A 15,874-nucleotide genomic window follows, 5' to 3' on the forward strand; every position below is an offset into this window, starting at 1 on the left:
GGCCCGGCGTTCGTCGGGCCTATAGAAGCCCATGTCCAGTCATTACTTACGTATTTTTCAGCAGCCACGTTCAGCTATCCTGCTCATACTGGGATTCGCCTCCGGTTTACCGCTCGCACTGACCTCGGGTACGCTTCAGGCATGGATGACGGTCGAGAATATCGATCTTAAAACCATCGGTTTCTTTTCTCTGGTCGGTCAGGCCTACGTGTTTAAGTTCCTCTGGTCTCCGCTAATGGACCGCTACACGCCGCCGTTTTTAGGTCGACGCCGTGGTTGGTTGCTGGCAACTCAGGTGCTGTTACTGATTTCTATCGCCGCGATGGGCTTTCTGGAGCCAGGCACGCAGCTACGCTGGATGGCCGCGCTTGCGGTGGTGATCGCGTTTTGCTCGGCATCGCAGGATATCGTCTTTGACGCATGGAAAACCGACGTGCTACCCGCCGAAGAACGCGGCACCGGCGCGGCTATCAGCGTGCTGGGCTATCGTTTAGGGATGCTGGTTTCCGGTGGGCTGGCTCTGTGGATGGCCGACCGCTGGCTGGGCTGGCAAGGAATGTACTGGCTGATGGCGGCGCTGCTGATACCTTGCATCATCGCTACCCTGCTAGCGCCCGAACCGACTGATGCCATTCCGGTGCCCAAAACGCTGGAGCAAGCGGTTGTGGCCCCGCTGCGCGATTTCTTTGGTCGTAACAACGCCTGGCTAATTCTGCTGCTTATCGTTCTGTATAAGCTCGGGGATGCCTTTGCCATGAGCCTGACTACAACCTTTTTAATCCGCGGCGTCGGATTTGATGCGGGTGAAGTTGGCGTGGTGAATAAAACGCTCGGACTGCTGGCAACCATCGTTGGCGCGCTGTACGGCGGGATCCTGATGCAACGCCTTTCGCTGTTTCGCGCATTGCTGATTTTCGGCATCCTGCAGGGGGCGTCGAATGCGGGCTACTGGTTATTGTCCATCACTGACAAACACATGTTCAGTATGGCCGCCGCCGTCTTCTTTGAAAACCTGTGTGGTGGCATGGGTACGGCAGCGTTTGTCGCCTTATTAATGACGCTGTGCAATAAGTCCTTCTCAGCGACCCAGTTCGCTCTGCTCTCCGCGCTTTCCGCCGTTGGTCGCGTTTACGTTGGCCCGGTAGCAGGTTGGTTTGTTGAAGCGCACGGGTGGCCAACGTTTTATTTGTTCTCTGTGTTTGCCGCTATCCCCGGCCTCATACTGCTGCTGGTTTGTCGTCAGACTCTGGAACATAGCTGGCAAAATGAGAGCTTCATTCCGCGCACGGAATTTCGTGGTGCGTACAGCCTGGCATTAATGACGTTGGTTGCGGGCTGCTGTCTGCTGGTGGTTTGGCTGCTGCTGTTAACCATGAACGCGCTGGATTACACCAACTTCTCCTTCCTGCCGGAACTGCTGGAAATCTCGGTGGTGGTCGCGGTCTGCGGGGTCGTTTTTGGTGGATTGCTGGATTATCTGGCACTGCGCAAAACCCGCCTGGCGTAAAAATCCACATTAATATCGCCGTTGTAATCACCCTGCGTAATTATAACGGCTAAATAAACAACAATTATTAAAAATATTATTTGTTATTTTGTGCGCCAAAGAATTTGGAAATTATTGACGCCTTTTATATATACTATTTCCCTTACTCGATTCAGCCACTACAGATTTATTTTTTGTTCTTCAATTGTCTTTTTATTGATAATCAATTGTTAAACAATTGTTTTATTTTCGTATTGGTTATACCAATTGCCCTCAGCACGTCTCCCGCTTGCCCGCTTTCGTTATAACGTGATGTTGCAACAGGTTCTTAAAGTCAAAACGACATATATTGCAACATATGTGACATGCACGGCAGAACCCAGTAACACAGATCCAAGGATGTTTACAGTAATGTAACCTTCCCGTAAAATGCCCTCACACTTTAAACGCCACCCGGTCCCGTGGAATTGAGGTCGTTAAATGAGACTCAGGAAATACAATAAAAGTTTGGGATGGTTGTCATTAATTGCAGGCACTGCATTACTCAGTGGCTGTAATTCTGCGCTGCTTGACCCTAAAGGACAGATTGGACTGGAACAACGTTCTCTGATACTGACGGCATTTGGCCTGATGTTGATTGTCGTTATTCCTGCCATCTTGATGGCTGTTGGTTTCGCCTGGAAGTATCGTGCAAGCAATAAAGATGCGAAGTACAGCCCGAACTGGTCACACTCCAATAAAGTGGAAGCTGTGGTCTGGACGGTGCCGATCTTAATCATCATTTTCCTTGCCGTACTGACCTGGAAAACCACTCACGCTCTTGAGCCAAGCAAACCGCTGGCGCATGACGAGAAGCCCATTACCATTGAAGTGGTTTCCATGGACTGGAAATGGTTCTTCATCTATCCGGAACAAGGTATCGCTACCGTGAATGAAATCGCCTTCCCGGCGAATACTCCGGTTGAGTTCAAAGTGACGTCCAACTCCGTGATGAACTCCTTCTTTATCCCGCGTCTGGGTAGCCAGATTTATGCCATGGCCGGTATGCAGACTCGACTGCATCTGATCGCCAACGAAGTCGGTACTTATGATGGTATCTCCGCAAGCTATAGCGGACCAGGCTTCTCCGGTATGAAGTTCAAGGCTATCGCAACAAAGGACCGCGCCGAATTCGACCAATGGGTTGCTAAAGCTAAACAGTCCACGAACACCATGAGCGACATGGCTGCGTTCGAAAAAGTGGCTGTGCCAAGCGAATACAACCAGGTGGAATACTTCTCCAACGTGAAACCAGATTTGTTTAAAGACGTTATTAACAAATTTATGGCTCACGGTAAGAGCATGGACATGACCCAACCCGAAGGTGAGCATAGCGCACACGAAGGAATGGAAGGCATGGACATGAGCCACGCGGAATCCGCTCACTAAGGGGCCGAGGAAGAATACGATGTTCGGAAAATTGACGCTGGATGCAGTGCCGTTCCATGAACCAATTGTCATGGTTACGATCGCTGCCATTATCATCGGTGGTGCGGCCTTACTGGGCCTAATCACTTACTTCGGTAAGTGGACCTACCTGTGGAAAGAGTGGCTAACTTCGGTTGACCACAAACGCCTTGGCATCATGTATGTCATTGTCGCAATCGTCATGTTGATTCGTGGCTTTGCCGACGCCATCATGATGCGTAGTCAGCAAGCGCTGGCTTCTGCAGGTGAAGCGGGCTTCCTGCCACCTCACCACTACGACCAGATCTTCACGGCTCACGGCGTGATTATGATCTTCTTCGTGGCAATGCCATTTGTTATCGGTCTGATGAACCTGGTGGTTCCGCTGCAGATCGGCGCACGTGACGTTGCATTCCCGTTCCTGAACAACCTGAGCTTCTGGTTCACCGTTGTCGGCGTAATCCTGGTTAACCTGTCTCTGGGCGTGGGTGAATTCGCACAGACCGGTTGGCTGGCGTACCCGCCACTCTCGGGAATAGAGTACAGTCCAAGCGTCGGGGTCGATTATTGGATATGGGCAGTCCAGTTGTCCGGTATTGGTACAACCCTAACCGGGATCAACTTCTTTGTGACCATCATTAAGATGCGTGCGCCAGGAATGACCATGTTCAAGATGCCGGTATTTAGCTGGGCATCGCTGTGTGCGAACATCCTGATTATCGCGTCTTTCCCAATCCTGACGGTTACCGTCGCGTTGCTGACCCTGGATCGCTATCTGGGCACCCATTTCTTTACCAACGATATGGGCGGCAACATGATGATGTACATCAACCTGATTTGGGCCTGGGGCCATCCGGAAGTGTACATTCTGGTTCTGCCGGTCTTCGGTGTATTCTCCGAAATCGCTGCAACCTTCTCACGTAAACGTCTGTTTGGTTACACCTCACTGGTGTGGGCAACCGTCTGTATCACCGTTCTGTCGTTCGTTGTTTGGCTGCACCACTTCTTCACCATGGGTGCAGGCGCTAACGTTAACGCCTTCTTCGGTATTACCACCATGATTATCGCCATCCCGACCGGGGTGAAGATCTTCAACTGGCTGTTCACCATGTACCAGGGTCGTATCGTATTCCACTCAGCGATGCTGTGGACGATTGGCTTTATCGTTACCTTCTCAGTCGGCGGCATGACCGGCGTACTGCTGGCGGTTCCGGGTGCGGACTTCGTGCTGCACAACAGTCTGTTCCTGATTGCGCACTTCCATAACGTTATCATCGGCGGCGTCGTATTTGGATGCTTCGCAGGTATGACCTACTGGTGGCCAAAAGCGTTTGGCTTCACGCTGAACGAAACCTGGGGTAAACGCGCATTCTGGTTCTGGATCATCGGCTTCTTCGTGGCGTTTATGCCGCTGTATGTGCTGGGCTTTATGGGGATGACCCGTCGCCTCAGCCAGCAGATTGACCCGCAGTTCCATCCGATGCTGGTCGTTGCCGCCTGCGGTGCCGCGCTGATTGCATTGGGTATCCTGTGCCAGCTGATTCAGATTTTCGTTTCTATTCGCGACCGCGAGCAGAACCGCGACCTGACCGGTGACCCATGGGGTGGTCGTACGCTGGAGTGGGCAACCTCTTCCCCGCCTCCGTTCTACAACTTTGCTGTTGTGCCGCACGTTCATGAGCGTGATGCCTTCTGGGAAATGAAAGAAAAAGGTGAAGCGTACAAGCAGCCTGCGCACTATGAAGAAATTCATATGCCGAAAAACAGCGGTGCCGGTATCGTCATTACCGCCTTCGCAACACTGTTTGGTTTCGCCATGATCTGGCATATCTGGTGGCTGGCGATTGCAAGCTTCGCAGGCATGATCATCAGCTGGATTGTGAAAAGCTTTGATGAAGACGTGGATTACTACGTGCCGGTCCCGGAAGTCGAAAAACTGGAAAACCAGCATTTCGATGAGATTACTAAGGCAGGGCTGAAAAATGGCAACTGATACTTTAACGCACGCGACTGCCCACGCGCACGAACACGGGCACCACGATGCAGGCCAGACCAAGATCTTCGGATTCTGGGTCTACCTGATGAGCGACTGCATTCTGTTCTCTATTCTGTTTGCAACCTATGCCGTTCTGGTGAACGGCACCGCAGGAGGCCCAACAGGTAAGGACATTTTTGAACTGCCGTTCGTTCTGGTTGAAACATTCCTGCTGTTATTCAGCTCTATTACTTACGGCATGGCGGCGATCGCCATGTACAAGAACAACAAGAGCCAGGTTATCTCCTGGCTGGCGTTGACCTTCTTGTTTGGTGCCGGATTCATCGGGATGGAACTCTATGAATTCCATCACCTGATTGTTAACGGTATGGGCCCGGATCGCAGCGGCTTCCTGTCTGCGTTCTTCGCGCTGGTCGGCACGCACGGTCTGCACGTCACCTCCGGTCTTATCTGGATGGCGGTGCTGATGGTGCAAGTTGCTCGTCGCGGCCTGACCAGTACTAACCGTACCCGCATCATGTGCCTGAGCCTGTTCTGGCACTTCCTGGATGTGGTGTGGATCTGTGTGTTCACTGTTGTTTATCTGATGGGGGCGATGTAATGAGTCATTCTAACGAGAGCGGCGGCGCATCCCATGGCAGCGTAAAAACCTACATGACAGGTTTTATCCTGTCGATAATCCTGACGGTTATTCCGTTCTGGATGGTCATGACAGGTTCTGCCTCTCCTGCCGTCATTCTGGGAACTATTCTGGCAATGGCAGTGGTACAGATTCTGGTGCACCTGGTGTGCTTCCTGCACATGAATAGCAAATCTGATGAAGGTTGGAACATGACAGCCTTTGTCTTTACTGTGCTAATCATCGCCATCCTGGTTGTGGGCTCCATCTGGATTATGTGGAACCTTAACTACAACATGATGATGCACTAAGAGCGGCGATTATGATGTTTAAGCAATACCTGCAAGTAACAAAACCAGGCATCATCTTTGGCAACCTGATCTCGGTGATTGGGGGATTCCTGCTGGCCTCGAAAGGCAGCATTGATTATCCCCTGTTTATCTACACGTTGGTTGGGGTGTCACTGGTTGTGGCGTCGGGTTGTGTATTTAACAACTACATCGACAGGGATATCGACAGGAAGATGGAGAGGACCAAAAACCGCGTGCTGGTTAAAGGTCTGATTTCCCCTGCGGTCTCGCTGGTATACGCCACCCTGCTGGGTATTGCTGGCTTTATGCTGCTGTGGTTTGGCGCGAACCCTCTGGCCTGCTGGCTGGGGGTAATGGGCTTCGTGGTCTATGTGGGCGTCTATAGCCTGTACATGAAGCGCCATTCCGTTTATGGCACGCTGATTGGCTCACTCTCCGGCGCTGCGCCGCCGGTGATTGGCTACTGCGCCGTAACCGGTGAGTTCGATAGCGGTGCGCTGATTCTGCTGGCTATTTTCAGTCTGTGGCAGATGCCGCACTCTTACGCGATTGCGATTTTCCGCTTTAAGGATTATCAGGCAGCCAACATCCCGGTACTGCCGGTGGTGAAAGGTATTTCGGTCGCGAAGAACCATATCACGCTGTACATCGTGGCGTTTGCTATCGCCACGCTGATGCTAACCCTGGGCGGCTATGCTGGTTATAAATACCTGATTGTTGCTGCGGCGGTGAGTGTCTGGTGGTTGGGCATGGCGCTGCGCGGTTATAAAGTGGAAGATGACAGGGTCTGGGCGCGCAAGCTCTTCGGTTTCTCCATCATCGCCATTACCGCGCTTTCCGTGATGATGTCCGTTGACTTTATGGTGCCAAACTCGCAGAACCTGCTGACTTACGTCTGGTAACGATCTGCTGATACGAAAAGGGTGCCTCCGGCACCCTTTTTTATTGGCAGGGATGTTATTCAGTCATAAAGCCATTTCCCCGCTTCAGCCGACTCAGCAAACATCCTTACGGTTAGCGGTATGCGTGTTGCTTCCACTTCTTCCCGGTTAGCTTTGAACCATCTAGTGAATAGTGGCAGATTGTGCCATGGATAATAAGGTTTCCAGTTCACACATGATAAATCGACTTTGAACTCTTTCTCATATCGATCCAGAGCACTGTGAAGATCATCACCGGGGGCATCAAACAAATCTGAGTCGAGTTCTAAAGGAACCTCTTTCCAGTTTTCATCCAAATACCCAGGTATTTCTTCCCTGAAAAGCTTTAACACATCGTCTTGAATACTCATTAGAATGATGTCCACTGAATGCGATCTTTAGAGCGAGCAATTAAGTTGTATTTTATCTGAGTCTTTCTGGATACTTGCACAAGTGCATTTACAAGACCAATCCACCCAAGCCAGGGTACATAACGAGCAATCACAGCAGCGAGTTTGTTAGTGCTTTGTATCCTTAACCCCACCGGAGTGGGGACTTTAATACCAAATGGTACCCGCGCATCTTTCAGAAGCATTCTCCCGTATTTGGAAACAACACTTGTTCCTTCAATAGCCCCGGAAGGTTTTTGTCTCGTCTTCAACCAGGGTTGACCAGCCAGAATAGCGGCTCCCGATTCAATACCAATACCTAACTCATCACAAAACTGTTCCAGAAAGATGAGATCGAACAATTCGCCAGCGGACAGATTGCTGTGACCATGATACCAATAGGTTCCATTCGCCTCTTCAGTTGTGTCCATTCAATCCCCCATTATGCCGTCTGCCGGTCATTCCATGCGTCGGTATAGATAATGTTCCCGTCGCAATGCTTCCAGGTGATTTTTTCGTAGCGTAATTCTATGGTTTCAAGATGGTTATTATTCATGTCCTCTGGACCAGCCATCGAGGGAGAAACGGAGACAATCCGCACCCCTTCCAGAAACATATTGAAGTATTCAACTTCCTGACCGGCATCATTGATTTTGTACCAACGAATCTCTGCAGACTTAAGATTCTGACCAGAAGCGACAGCTTTGTATAAATACGGGCTAGAGTAGTCAAACTCTTTGACGATCATCATCGGTGAATGTTGGCGTGTGCCAGTTGGCTTGCCTGTACCGTTATCAGTGGGAATAGACAAATTGTGATGAAAGCCTTTAAATTCAATACTGTATTCTCTTCCCTCTACATCACACCCGCCCTTAATCAGCGCACCACCATCGTCATAAATCCACATATTGCCCGGAATCGCCATTTTCCTTTTCCCTCTTTCCATTAGAAATAACCACAAAAAGACTACACCTGTAATTATCGCAAGTAAATTAGTTGCAGTTGTAATTATTTCAATTTTCCCACTACACAATTCCACATATCGTAGAGGTTTACCGCACTCCTTCCCCGCTTTACACTAGGCGCGAAATTAATACAGAGGTGGGAATGAACGATTACAAAATGACGCCCGGTGAGTTGCGCGCCACCTGGGGTTTAGGGACCGTATTCTCGTTGCGCATGCTTGGCATGTTTATGGTTCTGCCGGTTCTGACCACGTACGGTATGGCGCTACAGGGTGCCAGTGAAGCGCTGATTGGCCTTGCCATTGGCATTTATGGTCTGGCGCAAGCCGTTTTCCAGATCCCCTTTGGTCTGCTTTCAGACCGCATCGGTCGTAAGCCGCTTATCGTCGGCGGGCTGGCGGTATTCGTTCTCGGCAGCGTGATTGCCGCCCTCTCCGATTCAATCTGGGGCATTATTCTCGGTCGCGCTTTGCAAGGCTCTGGCGCGATTGCCGCCGCCGTGATGGCGCTGCTTTCCGACTTAACCCGTGAGCAAAACCGTACTAAAGCGATGGCGTTTATCGGCGTCAGCTTTGGTATCACCTTCGCCATTGCGATGGTGCTAGGACCGATCGTTACCCATGCGCTGGGACTACACGCGCTGTTCTGGATGATTGCAGCTCTTGCAACCACCGGCATCGTGCTAACCATTTGGGTCGTTCCCAATAGCACCAGCCACGTGCTGAACCGCGAATCTGGCATGGTAAAAGGCAGCTTCAGCAAGGTGCTGGCGGAGCCCAAACTGCTCAAGCTCAACTTTGGCATCATGTGTTTGCACATTTTGTTGATGTCCACTTTCGTCGCCTTACCGGGCCAACTGGCGAAAGCCGGTTTCCCCGCCGCAGAGCACTGGAAAATTTATCTGGTGACGATGCTGCTGTCTTTTGTTTCCGTGGTGCCGTTCATCATCTACGCAGAAGTGAAGCGGCGGATGAAGCGCGTATTCCTCGCCTGCGTGTTACTGATCCTTATCGCAGAGATTGTATTATGGAGCGCTAACGTGCGTTTTTGGGGGCTGATTGCGGGCGTTCAGATATTCTTCCTCGCCTTCAACCTGATGGAGGCCCTCCTCCCCTCGCTTATCAGCAAAGAGTCTCCGGCTGGCTATAAAGGCACGGCGATGGGCGTTTACTCCACCAGCCAGTTTCTTGGCGTGGCGATTGGCGGTTCGCTCGGCGGTTGGGTGGTCGAAATGTTTGATGGTCAGGCGGTATTCCTGGCCGGCGCGCTTCTGGCGGCAGTTTGGTTGTTGGTGGCAAGCACAATGAAAGAGCCGCCATATGTCAGTAGCCTGCGAGTGGAAATCCCACCTGAGATTGCCGCAGATGACACCCTTAAGCAGCGTCTGCTGGCTAAAGAAGGGATAAGCGAAGTGTTAATTGTAGCGAAAGAGCATTCGGCTTACGTGAAAATCGACAGCAAAGTGACGAATCGATTTGAGGTTGAACAGGCCATCAGCCAGGCGTGAAGAGTGCCAGATGGCGACTATCGTTTGACCCGGCCTACAAATAGCGTGTGAAACCTGTAGGCCGGATAAGCGTAGCGCCATCAGGCATTACGACTTAATCGCGGAAGTTCTTAAACTGGAACGGCTGGCCGAGATCGCCGCCGCGAACCAGCGCCATAACGGATTGCAGATCGTCACGCGCCTTGCCGGTCACGCGGATTTCTTCGCCCTGAATCTGCGCCTGCACCTTCAGTTTGCTGTCTTTGATCAGCTTAACGATTTTCTTTTGCACCGCGCTTTCAATACCCTGTTTCAGCTTAGCTTCAACAAACCAGGTTTTACCGCTGTGCACGAAGGTTTCTGGTACGTCCAACGAAGTGCCTTCAATACCACGTTTCAGCAGCTTGGCACGTAAAATATCCAGCAACTGATTGACCTGGAAATCAGACTCGCTTAGCACCTTAATCGTCTTATTCGACTCGTTCAGCTCAAAAGTCGCTTCAACGCCACGAAAATCAAAGCGTGACTCCACTTCGCGGCTGGCGTTATCTACCGCGTTACGGGCTTCCTGAAGATCAACTTCAGAAACAATATCGAAAGATGGCATCTTTTCCTCTCCCTTCATTTTTGATGCGAAGCATAATACCTGCAAAGTTACACAACAGACAGCGCTATACTAGGCTGTATCCTTTAATTGTACGTGGTACTGATACCTGCGAACAATAATGGGGTACGGCCGATATGGATTAACACCTGGTGATGTTGCAGGTGAGGAGGAAGAATGAAAATTACCGTACTGGGATGTGGAGCGTTAGGACAGCTTTGGCTAACCACGCTGTGCAAACATGGACATGAGGTTCAGGGGTGGCTACGCGTACCGCAACCCTATTGCAGCGTTAACCTGATCGACACGGATGGGTCAGTATTCAATGAATCCCTGACGGCAAACGACCCCGATTTTTTGGCGAAAAGCGACCTGCTGCTTGTCACTCTGAAAGCCTGGCAGGTTTCTGATGCGGTCAAAGGCCTGGCCGCCATTCTGCCTGACACCACTCCCATTCTGCTGATTCACAACGGTATGGGGACGATTGAAGAGTTGCATAACATTAAGCAACCTCTATTGATGGGCACCACAACCCACGCGGCACGCCGTGACGGGAACGTGATCATTCATGTCGCTCAGGGAACAACAAGGATTGGTCCGGCGCGTGAACAAGACGGTGATTTCAGTTATCTGGCTGAAGTCCTGCAAGAGGTGCTGCCGGACGTCGCCTGGCACAACAATATTCGCGCTGAGTTGTGGCGCAAGCTGGCCGTCAACTGCGTCATTAACCCGCTGACCGCATTATGGGATTGCTCGAATGGAGAGTTACGCCATCATCCTGAAAAAATAGCGCTCATCTGCGAGGAGGTGGCGGCGGTCATTGAACGCGAAGGCCACCACACATCAGCAGATGATTTACGCTATTATGTTGAGCAAGTGATTGACAGTACGGCGGAAAATATCTCATCAATGCTGCAAGACATACATGCCCTGCGCCATACTGAGATCGACTACATTACTGGTTATTTGTTAAAACGCGCCCGCGCGCACGGCATCGCCGTACCGGAAAATGCCCGCCTGTTTGAAATGGTTAAGAGAAAGGAAAGTGAGTATGAGCGCTCAAGCACTGGTATGTCTCGCCCCTGGTAGTGAAGAGACCGAAGCGGTCACCACTATCGATCTGCTGGTTCGCGGCGGAATTAAGGTCACGACCGCAAGCGTTGCCAGCGATGGCGGCCTGACGATCGTGTGCTCACGCGGCGTAAAACTACTGGCGGATGCACCATTAGTGGAAGTTGCTGACGGGGATTTCGACATTATCGTGCTGCCCGGCGGTATTAAAGGCGCCGAGTGTTTTCGCGACAGCCCTCTGCTTGTCGAAACCGTGAAACAGTTTCATCGCTCCGGGCGCATTGTCGCGGCAATTTGCGCCGCTGCCGCCACAGTCCTCGTCCCACACGATATTTTTCCCATCGGTAACATGACCGGTTTTCCGGCGCTGAAAGACAATATTCCCACTGACCAGTGGCAGGATAAGCGCGTCGTATGGGATCCGCGCGTCAATCTGTTAACCAGCCAGGGCCCGGGAACCTCAATCGATTTCGGTTTAAAAATCATTGATCTCCTGGTGAGTCGCGAAAAAGCTTACGAAGTGGCATCACAACTGGTGATGGCTGCGGGTATTTATAACTACTACGAGTAATCTTCAGGCCACTCGCATTCAAGGAATTATGATGAAAGGATATCTGAGCGGAGTGGCTTTACTGCTCCTTTCCGGCTACGCCAGTGCGACTCAACTTGAAATTGAGAGCCTTGAGTATCGCTATCCCGCAAGCACTGAGATGCAATATCGCGTGCCGTGGTTTACCTCAACGGATAACCCACAGGTTGCAAAACGCATTAACGATTATATTTTCACAAGCTTTATCAATCAGCTACCGGGAAATAATCCACGAGCGACCGTGAATCAGTTTGCGAAATCAGAGATGAATCCCACCGCAAACCTTGACTACACGGTTGAGTATCGCGACGCCAAAGTGTTGACCCTCAACATGTTTGTCGAAGGCTGCGGGGCGTATTGCGAGTCGTACAATGTACCGATCAGCTTCGATTTAGCCAACGGCGCGACAATTACCCTTAACGACCTCTTTTCCCGCTCCACGATGACCGAATTAAACACCCGCATCAGAAAAGATATCCGCAGCCAAATTGATACCTTTGTTGCCGCACAGAAATCACAAAAGCCGGAGCAAATAAAAGAAGACGGTGGAGATTCTGGCTTTGCCGAATTCTACGCATCATGTGCAACCTACACCGACGGTCTGTACTACATCGACAAATTCTCCCTGCAAAAAGACCATCTGGCTTTCCTGAATGGACGTTGTAGCAACCACGCCAATCGCGCGGGTGACGAACTGGGCGATTTCACCACGAAAATCCCGACCGTTGAACTGCATGATCAGCTCACGCCTTACGGCCAGTATCTGACTACCGCAAAGAGATCTACACCGGTTTCGCCAGCGCCCGGCATTGACGGCAAGGTCATGTACGGCACGTTGGGAAAAAGCATGCGTATTGTGTTGAAGGTCGACTGCAAATACGGTTATTTTTTTGAAGGGGCTTACTTTTACCAGAAATTTGGCGCACCGATTGAATTAAACGGTAAATGCGACACAGCCGACAATCAACATTATGTACTGAAGACCTCTGCCGCTGAACAATCGGAAGAGAAGATAACGCTGGAGTTAAAAGACGGCGTCTATCAGGGTGTCTGGGTGTCGAACGGGAAAAAGCTCCCCATCCGTTTTGAATAATATTGTTATATTGCCGGATGGCAGCATAAACAATTTATCAGGCCTACAAAACATACCGCTTGCAGGCCTGATAAGCGCAGCACCCTCAGGCAAAAGTCACTACGGGCGATATACCTTCACGTTTTCAAAGCCCTGCTCGCGCAGATACAGCGCCTGCAGACGGCTCATCACTCCGCGTTCACACCACAGCAGCCAGGTTTTACTCTGGTCCAGATCGCCGAATTTTGTGCTCAGTTTGTAGAACGGCAGAGAAACGACGTCCACACCGTCAACCTTCAGCGGTTTGTCATCCTGTTCATCCACAGAGCGGATATCCAGAATCACATCGTTCGGGCCGAAGCCGCTCACGGTTTCCACTTCCACCACGGTCTGCTGCGTCTGCTGGGCGATATCACGAATATCGATATTGTTCGCTTCTTCAACCACTTTATCGAGGATAGAGAAATCGAAGTTTTCTTCTTCGGCCTCAATCTTCGCTTTAATCGCTTTCACCGTCGGGCTTTTTGAAATCACACCGCAGTATTCCGGCATGGTACGGGCAAAGTCCTCAGTACCAATTTCACGCGCCAGATTAATGATGTGCTCCTTATCATGGGAGATAAGCGGGCGCAGGATCAGGGTGTCAGAAACGTTATCGATCAGGCGCAGGTTGGTCAGCGTCTGGCTGGACACCTGGCCCAGCGCTTCACCGGTTACCAGCGCCTGTACGCCGTAGCGCTCAGCGACTTTCGACGCTGCACGAACCATCATACGTTTAAGGACCACGCCCATCTGACCGTCGTCGACTTTCTCCAGGATCTCGCCAACCACCGGCTCAAAGTTGATCGCGACAAAACGCACGCGATGCGAGCTACCAAAGCGGTTCCACAGATAATGCGCCACCTGACGAACGCCGATTTCATGCGCTGCGCCGCCGAGATTAAAGAAGCAGTAGTGCACGCGGCAACCGCGACGCATCAGCATATAGCTGGACACGCCGGAGTCGAAACCACCGGAAATCAGCGATAGTACATCTTCCTGCGTCCCGATCGGGAAACCGCCAATACCTTCATAGCGGCCTTTAACCAGCAGCAGACGGTCGTTTTCGATTTCAAGATTAACCGTCACGTCCGGCTTCGTCAGCTTCACGCGCGCGGATTCAATATGCTGGTTCAGTCCACCGCCAACATAGCGTTCCACCTCAATAGAGCTAAACTCATGCTTACCGCGACGCTTAACGCGAACGCAGAAGGTTTTGCCTTCCAGTTGATCGCGATACTGCACCAGCGCTTTCTCAAAAATATCGTGCATATCGGTAAACGGCACGTCTTCAACTTCGAGAATATGGTGGATCCCCGGAATACGGGTCAGCGCGTCGCGAATATCCAGGCGCTGGCTTTCATCTTTAGCGCGAACCTCAACGTGATCCCAGTGGCGGACAACGGCAAGGTCTTCATCATAGTGCTTTAAAACGTTACGAATGTTCCCTGTCAGAATTTTTATAAAGCGCAAACGCACAGATTGGCTTTTGATGGTGATTTCTGGGAACAATTTAATGATAAACTTCATGGCGGCAATGGTTCTTTGGCAAGTCTGAATGACTTGTAATGGAAAAAAATACAGCAGCCCATACCCTGCGGCTGCATCCAGGCGCGCAAGTATACCACCATCATGGTCATCCTGTGCACATCGCCTTACCATTGTGCGTTATTTGCTTATCAGTGCGAGTCCGTTACCATAGCCTTGTGCTGCCAATACAGAGAGTCAGACATTCATTATGCCGAAGAAAAATGAAGCGCCAGCCAGTTTTGAAACAGCGCTGAGCGACCTGGAACAGATTGTTACCCGTCTGGAAAGCGGCGACCTGCCGCTGGAAGAAGCGCTGAACGAATTTGAACGTGGCGTACAGTTAGCACGTCAGGGACAGGTCAAGTTGCAACAGGCTGAACAGCGCGTACAAATCCTGCTGTCAGATACTGAAGACGCCGCCCTTACGCCTTTCACACCGGATAATGAGTAAATGGATTTTACGCAGCAGCTACAGGCTTGCGTTGAGCAGGCCAACCAGGCACTGAGCCGTTTTATCGCGCCATTGCCCTTTCAGAACACTCCCGTGGTCGAAACCATGCAATATGGCGCATTATTAGGCGGTAAACGTCTGCGCCCGTTTCTGGTGTACGCGACCGGTCAGATGTTTGGCGTCAGCCTGAGTACGCTTGATGCTCCCGCTGCCGCCGTCGAGTGTATCCATGCCTATTCGCTGATGCACGATGACTTACCCGCGATGGACGACGATGACCTGCGCCGCGGTCTGCCGACCTGCCACGTAAAATTTGGCGAGGCTAATGCGATCCTGGCTGGAGATGCGCTACAGACGCTGGCGTTCTCCATTATCAGCGACGCCCCGATGCCGGAAGTTTCTGACCGTGACCGCATCGCGATGATCTCTGAACTGGCCCAGGCCAGCGGTATCGCCGGTATGTGCGGCGGTCAGGCGTTGGATCTGGACGCTGAAGGCCATCAGGTAGAATTGGATGCGCTGGAGCGTATTCACCGCCATAAAACCGGGGCATTGATTCGCGCCGCCGTGCGTCTGGGTGCGTTAAGCGCTGGCGATAAAGGGCGAGAATGCCTGGCAATACTCGACAAGTACGCAGAAAGCATCGGTCTGGCCTTCCAGGTTCAGGATGACATCCTGGATGTGGTAGGCGATACTGCAACATTGGGTAAACGTCAGGGTGCTGACCAGCAGCTTGGCAAAAGTACCTATCCTGCACTTCTGGGTCTTGAGCAAGCCCAGAATAAAGCCCGGGATTTAATTGAGGATGCCCGCCAGTCGCTAAGTTTGCTGGCCGCACAGTCACTCGATACCTCGGCACTGGAAGCGCTAGCGGACTACATAATCCAGCGTGATAAATAA

17 protein-coding genes are annotated in these 15,874 nt (G+C 51.4%); 12 read left to right on the forward strand and 5 right to left on the reverse strand.

Annotated elements, in window-relative coordinates; all coding sequences use genetic code 11:
* The first annotated feature begins 31 nt into the window (after positions 1 to 31).
* The 6 genes from ampG to cyoE all read left to right on the forward strand — a co-directional run bounded on the left by ampG (position 32) and on the right by cyoE (position 6,760).
* A complete protein-coding gene (gene ampG / locus HV243_RS18925) occupies positions 32 to 1,507 on the forward strand; it encodes a muropeptide MFS transporter AmpG (protein WP_032946977.1) in 1,476 nt (491 codons plus the stop codon).
* A 459-nt stretch (positions 1,508 to 1,966) separates the two neighbouring features.
* Positions 1,967 to 2,914 (forward strand): cytochrome o ubiquinol oxidase subunit II, encoded by a 948-nt coding sequence (gene cyoA / locus HV243_RS18930; protein WP_003847580.1) that lies wholly within the window; start codon positions 1,967 to 1,969, stop codon positions 2,912 to 2,914.
* A gap of 19 nt (positions 2,915 to 2,933) precedes the next feature.
* Complete coding sequence (cyoB, locus tag HV243_RS18935) at positions 2,934 to 4,925, forward strand: cytochrome o ubiquinol oxidase subunit I (RefSeq protein WP_003831008.1); 1,992 nt, start codon at positions 2,934 to 2,936, stop codon at positions 4,923 to 4,925.
* Positions 4,915 to 5,529 (forward strand): cytochrome o ubiquinol oxidase subunit III, encoded by a 615-nt coding sequence (locus HV243_RS18940; protein ID WP_003831007.1) that lies wholly within the window; start codon positions 4,915 to 4,917, stop codon positions 5,527 to 5,529. The genes cyoB and HV243_RS18940 overlap by 11 nt, the downstream gene beginning before the upstream one ends.
* Entirely contained in the window at positions 5,529 to 5,858 is a 330-nt protein-coding gene (locus tag HV243_RS18945; protein ID WP_003831006.1) for a cytochrome o ubiquinol oxidase subunit IV, read from the forward strand. Before HV243_RS18940 ends, HV243_RS18945 begins: the two co-directional genes overlap by 1 nt.
* An 11-nt stretch (positions 5,859 to 5,869) precedes the next feature.
* Positions 5,870 to 6,760: a heme o synthase gene (gene cyoE / locus HV243_RS18950; RefSeq protein ID WP_003831005.1), complete on the forward strand. Its 891-nt coding sequence runs from the start codon at positions 5,870 to 5,872 to the stop codon at positions 6,758 to 6,760.
* 59 nt (positions 6,761 to 6,819) lie between these two features.
* Here the strand turns inward: cyoE and HV243_RS18955 are convergent, their stop codons facing one another.
* Genes HV243_RS18955 through tssD form a run of 3 tightly spaced genes read right to left on the reverse strand, consistent with a single transcriptional unit; the run spans position 6,820 to position 8,092 of the window.
* Positions 6,820 to 7,149, reverse strand: coding sequence for a DUF1493 family protein (locus tag HV243_RS18955; RefSeq protein ID WP_047357697.1), 330 nt, complete (start codon positions 7,147 to 7,149; stop codon positions 6,820 to 6,822).
* A complete protein-coding gene (locus HV243_RS18960; protein WP_047357696.1) occupies positions 7,149 to 7,598 on the reverse strand; it encodes an STM2901 family protein in 450 nt (149 codons plus the stop codon). The genes HV243_RS18955 and HV243_RS18960 overlap by 1 nt, the downstream gene beginning before the upstream one ends.
* 11 nt (positions 7,599 to 7,609) lie before the next feature.
* Complete coding sequence (gene tssD, locus HV243_RS18965) at positions 7,610 to 8,092, reverse strand: type VI secretion system tube protein TssD (RefSeq protein WP_047416886.1); 483 nt, start codon at positions 8,090 to 8,092, stop codon at positions 7,610 to 7,612.
* A gap of 182 nt (positions 8,093 to 8,274) precedes the next feature.
* On the opposite strand from tssD, the gene HV243_RS18970 reads away from it, so the two are divergent.
* The gene (locus tag HV243_RS18970; RefSeq protein WP_016152045.1) at positions 8,275 to 9,639 is read left to right on the forward strand and encodes an MFS transporter; all 1,365 of its coding nucleotides are present in this window, start codon (positions 8,275 to 8,277) and stop codon (positions 9,637 to 9,639) included.
* 94 nt (positions 9,640 to 9,733) lie between these two features.
* On the opposite strand, the gene HV243_RS18975 is transcribed toward HV243_RS18970, so the two are convergent.
* Complete coding sequence (locus HV243_RS18975) at positions 9,734 to 10,225, reverse strand: YajQ family cyclic di-GMP-binding protein (protein ID WP_003831002.1); 492 nt, start codon at positions 10,223 to 10,225, stop codon at positions 9,734 to 9,736.
* Between the two features lie 174 nt (positions 10,226 to 10,399).
* Between HV243_RS18975 and panE the strand changes: the two genes are divergently transcribed.
* From panE to HV243_RS18990, 3 genes are read left to right on the forward strand one after another with little or no spacing between them, the layout of a single operon-like run.
* Positions 10,400 to 11,311 (forward strand): 2-dehydropantoate 2-reductase, encoded by a 912-nt coding sequence (gene panE / locus HV243_RS18980; protein ID WP_016155860.1) that lies wholly within the window; start codon positions 10,400 to 10,402, stop codon positions 11,309 to 11,311.
* Complete coding sequence (gene yajL / locus HV243_RS18985) at positions 11,274 to 11,864, forward strand: protein deglycase YajL (RefSeq protein ID WP_016152043.1); 591 nt, start codon at positions 11,274 to 11,276, stop codon at positions 11,862 to 11,864. The genes panE and yajL overlap by 38 nt, the downstream gene beginning before the upstream one ends.
* 31 nt (positions 11,865 to 11,895) lie before the next feature.
* Positions 11,896 to 12,975 (forward strand): hypothetical protein, encoded by a 1,080-nt coding sequence (locus HV243_RS18990; RefSeq protein ID WP_053388986.1) that lies wholly within the window; start codon positions 11,896 to 11,898, stop codon positions 12,973 to 12,975.
* Between the two features lie 99 nt (positions 12,976 to 13,074).
* Here the strand turns inward: HV243_RS18990 and thiI are convergent, their stop codons facing one another.
* Positions 13,075 to 14,523, reverse strand: a complete 1,449-nt coding sequence (gene thiI / locus HV243_RS18995) for a tRNA uracil 4-sulfurtransferase ThiI (RefSeq protein ID WP_005125147.1) — start codon at positions 14,521 to 14,523, stop codon at positions 13,075 to 13,077.
* 208 nt (positions 14,524 to 14,731) lie between these two features.
* Here thiI and xseB point away from each other — a divergent pair, with 208 nt between their 5' ends.
* Positions 14,732 to 14,974 carry an exodeoxyribonuclease VII small subunit gene (gene xseB, locus HV243_RS19000; RefSeq protein WP_016152040.1) on the forward strand — a complete coding sequence of 81 codons (243 nt, stop codon included), beginning with the start codon at positions 14,732 to 14,734 and terminating at the stop codon, positions 14,972 to 14,974.
* Positions 14,975 to 15,874, forward strand: a complete 900-nt coding sequence (gene ispA, locus HV243_RS19005) for a (2E,6E)-farnesyl diphosphate synthase (protein WP_016152039.1) — start codon at positions 14,975 to 14,977, stop codon at positions 15,872 to 15,874.

Source organism: Citrobacter sp. RHBSTW-00599 (assembly GCF_013784065.1).
GTDB lineage: Bacteria > Pseudomonadota > Gammaproteobacteria > Enterobacterales > Enterobacteriaceae > Citrobacter > Citrobacter braakii.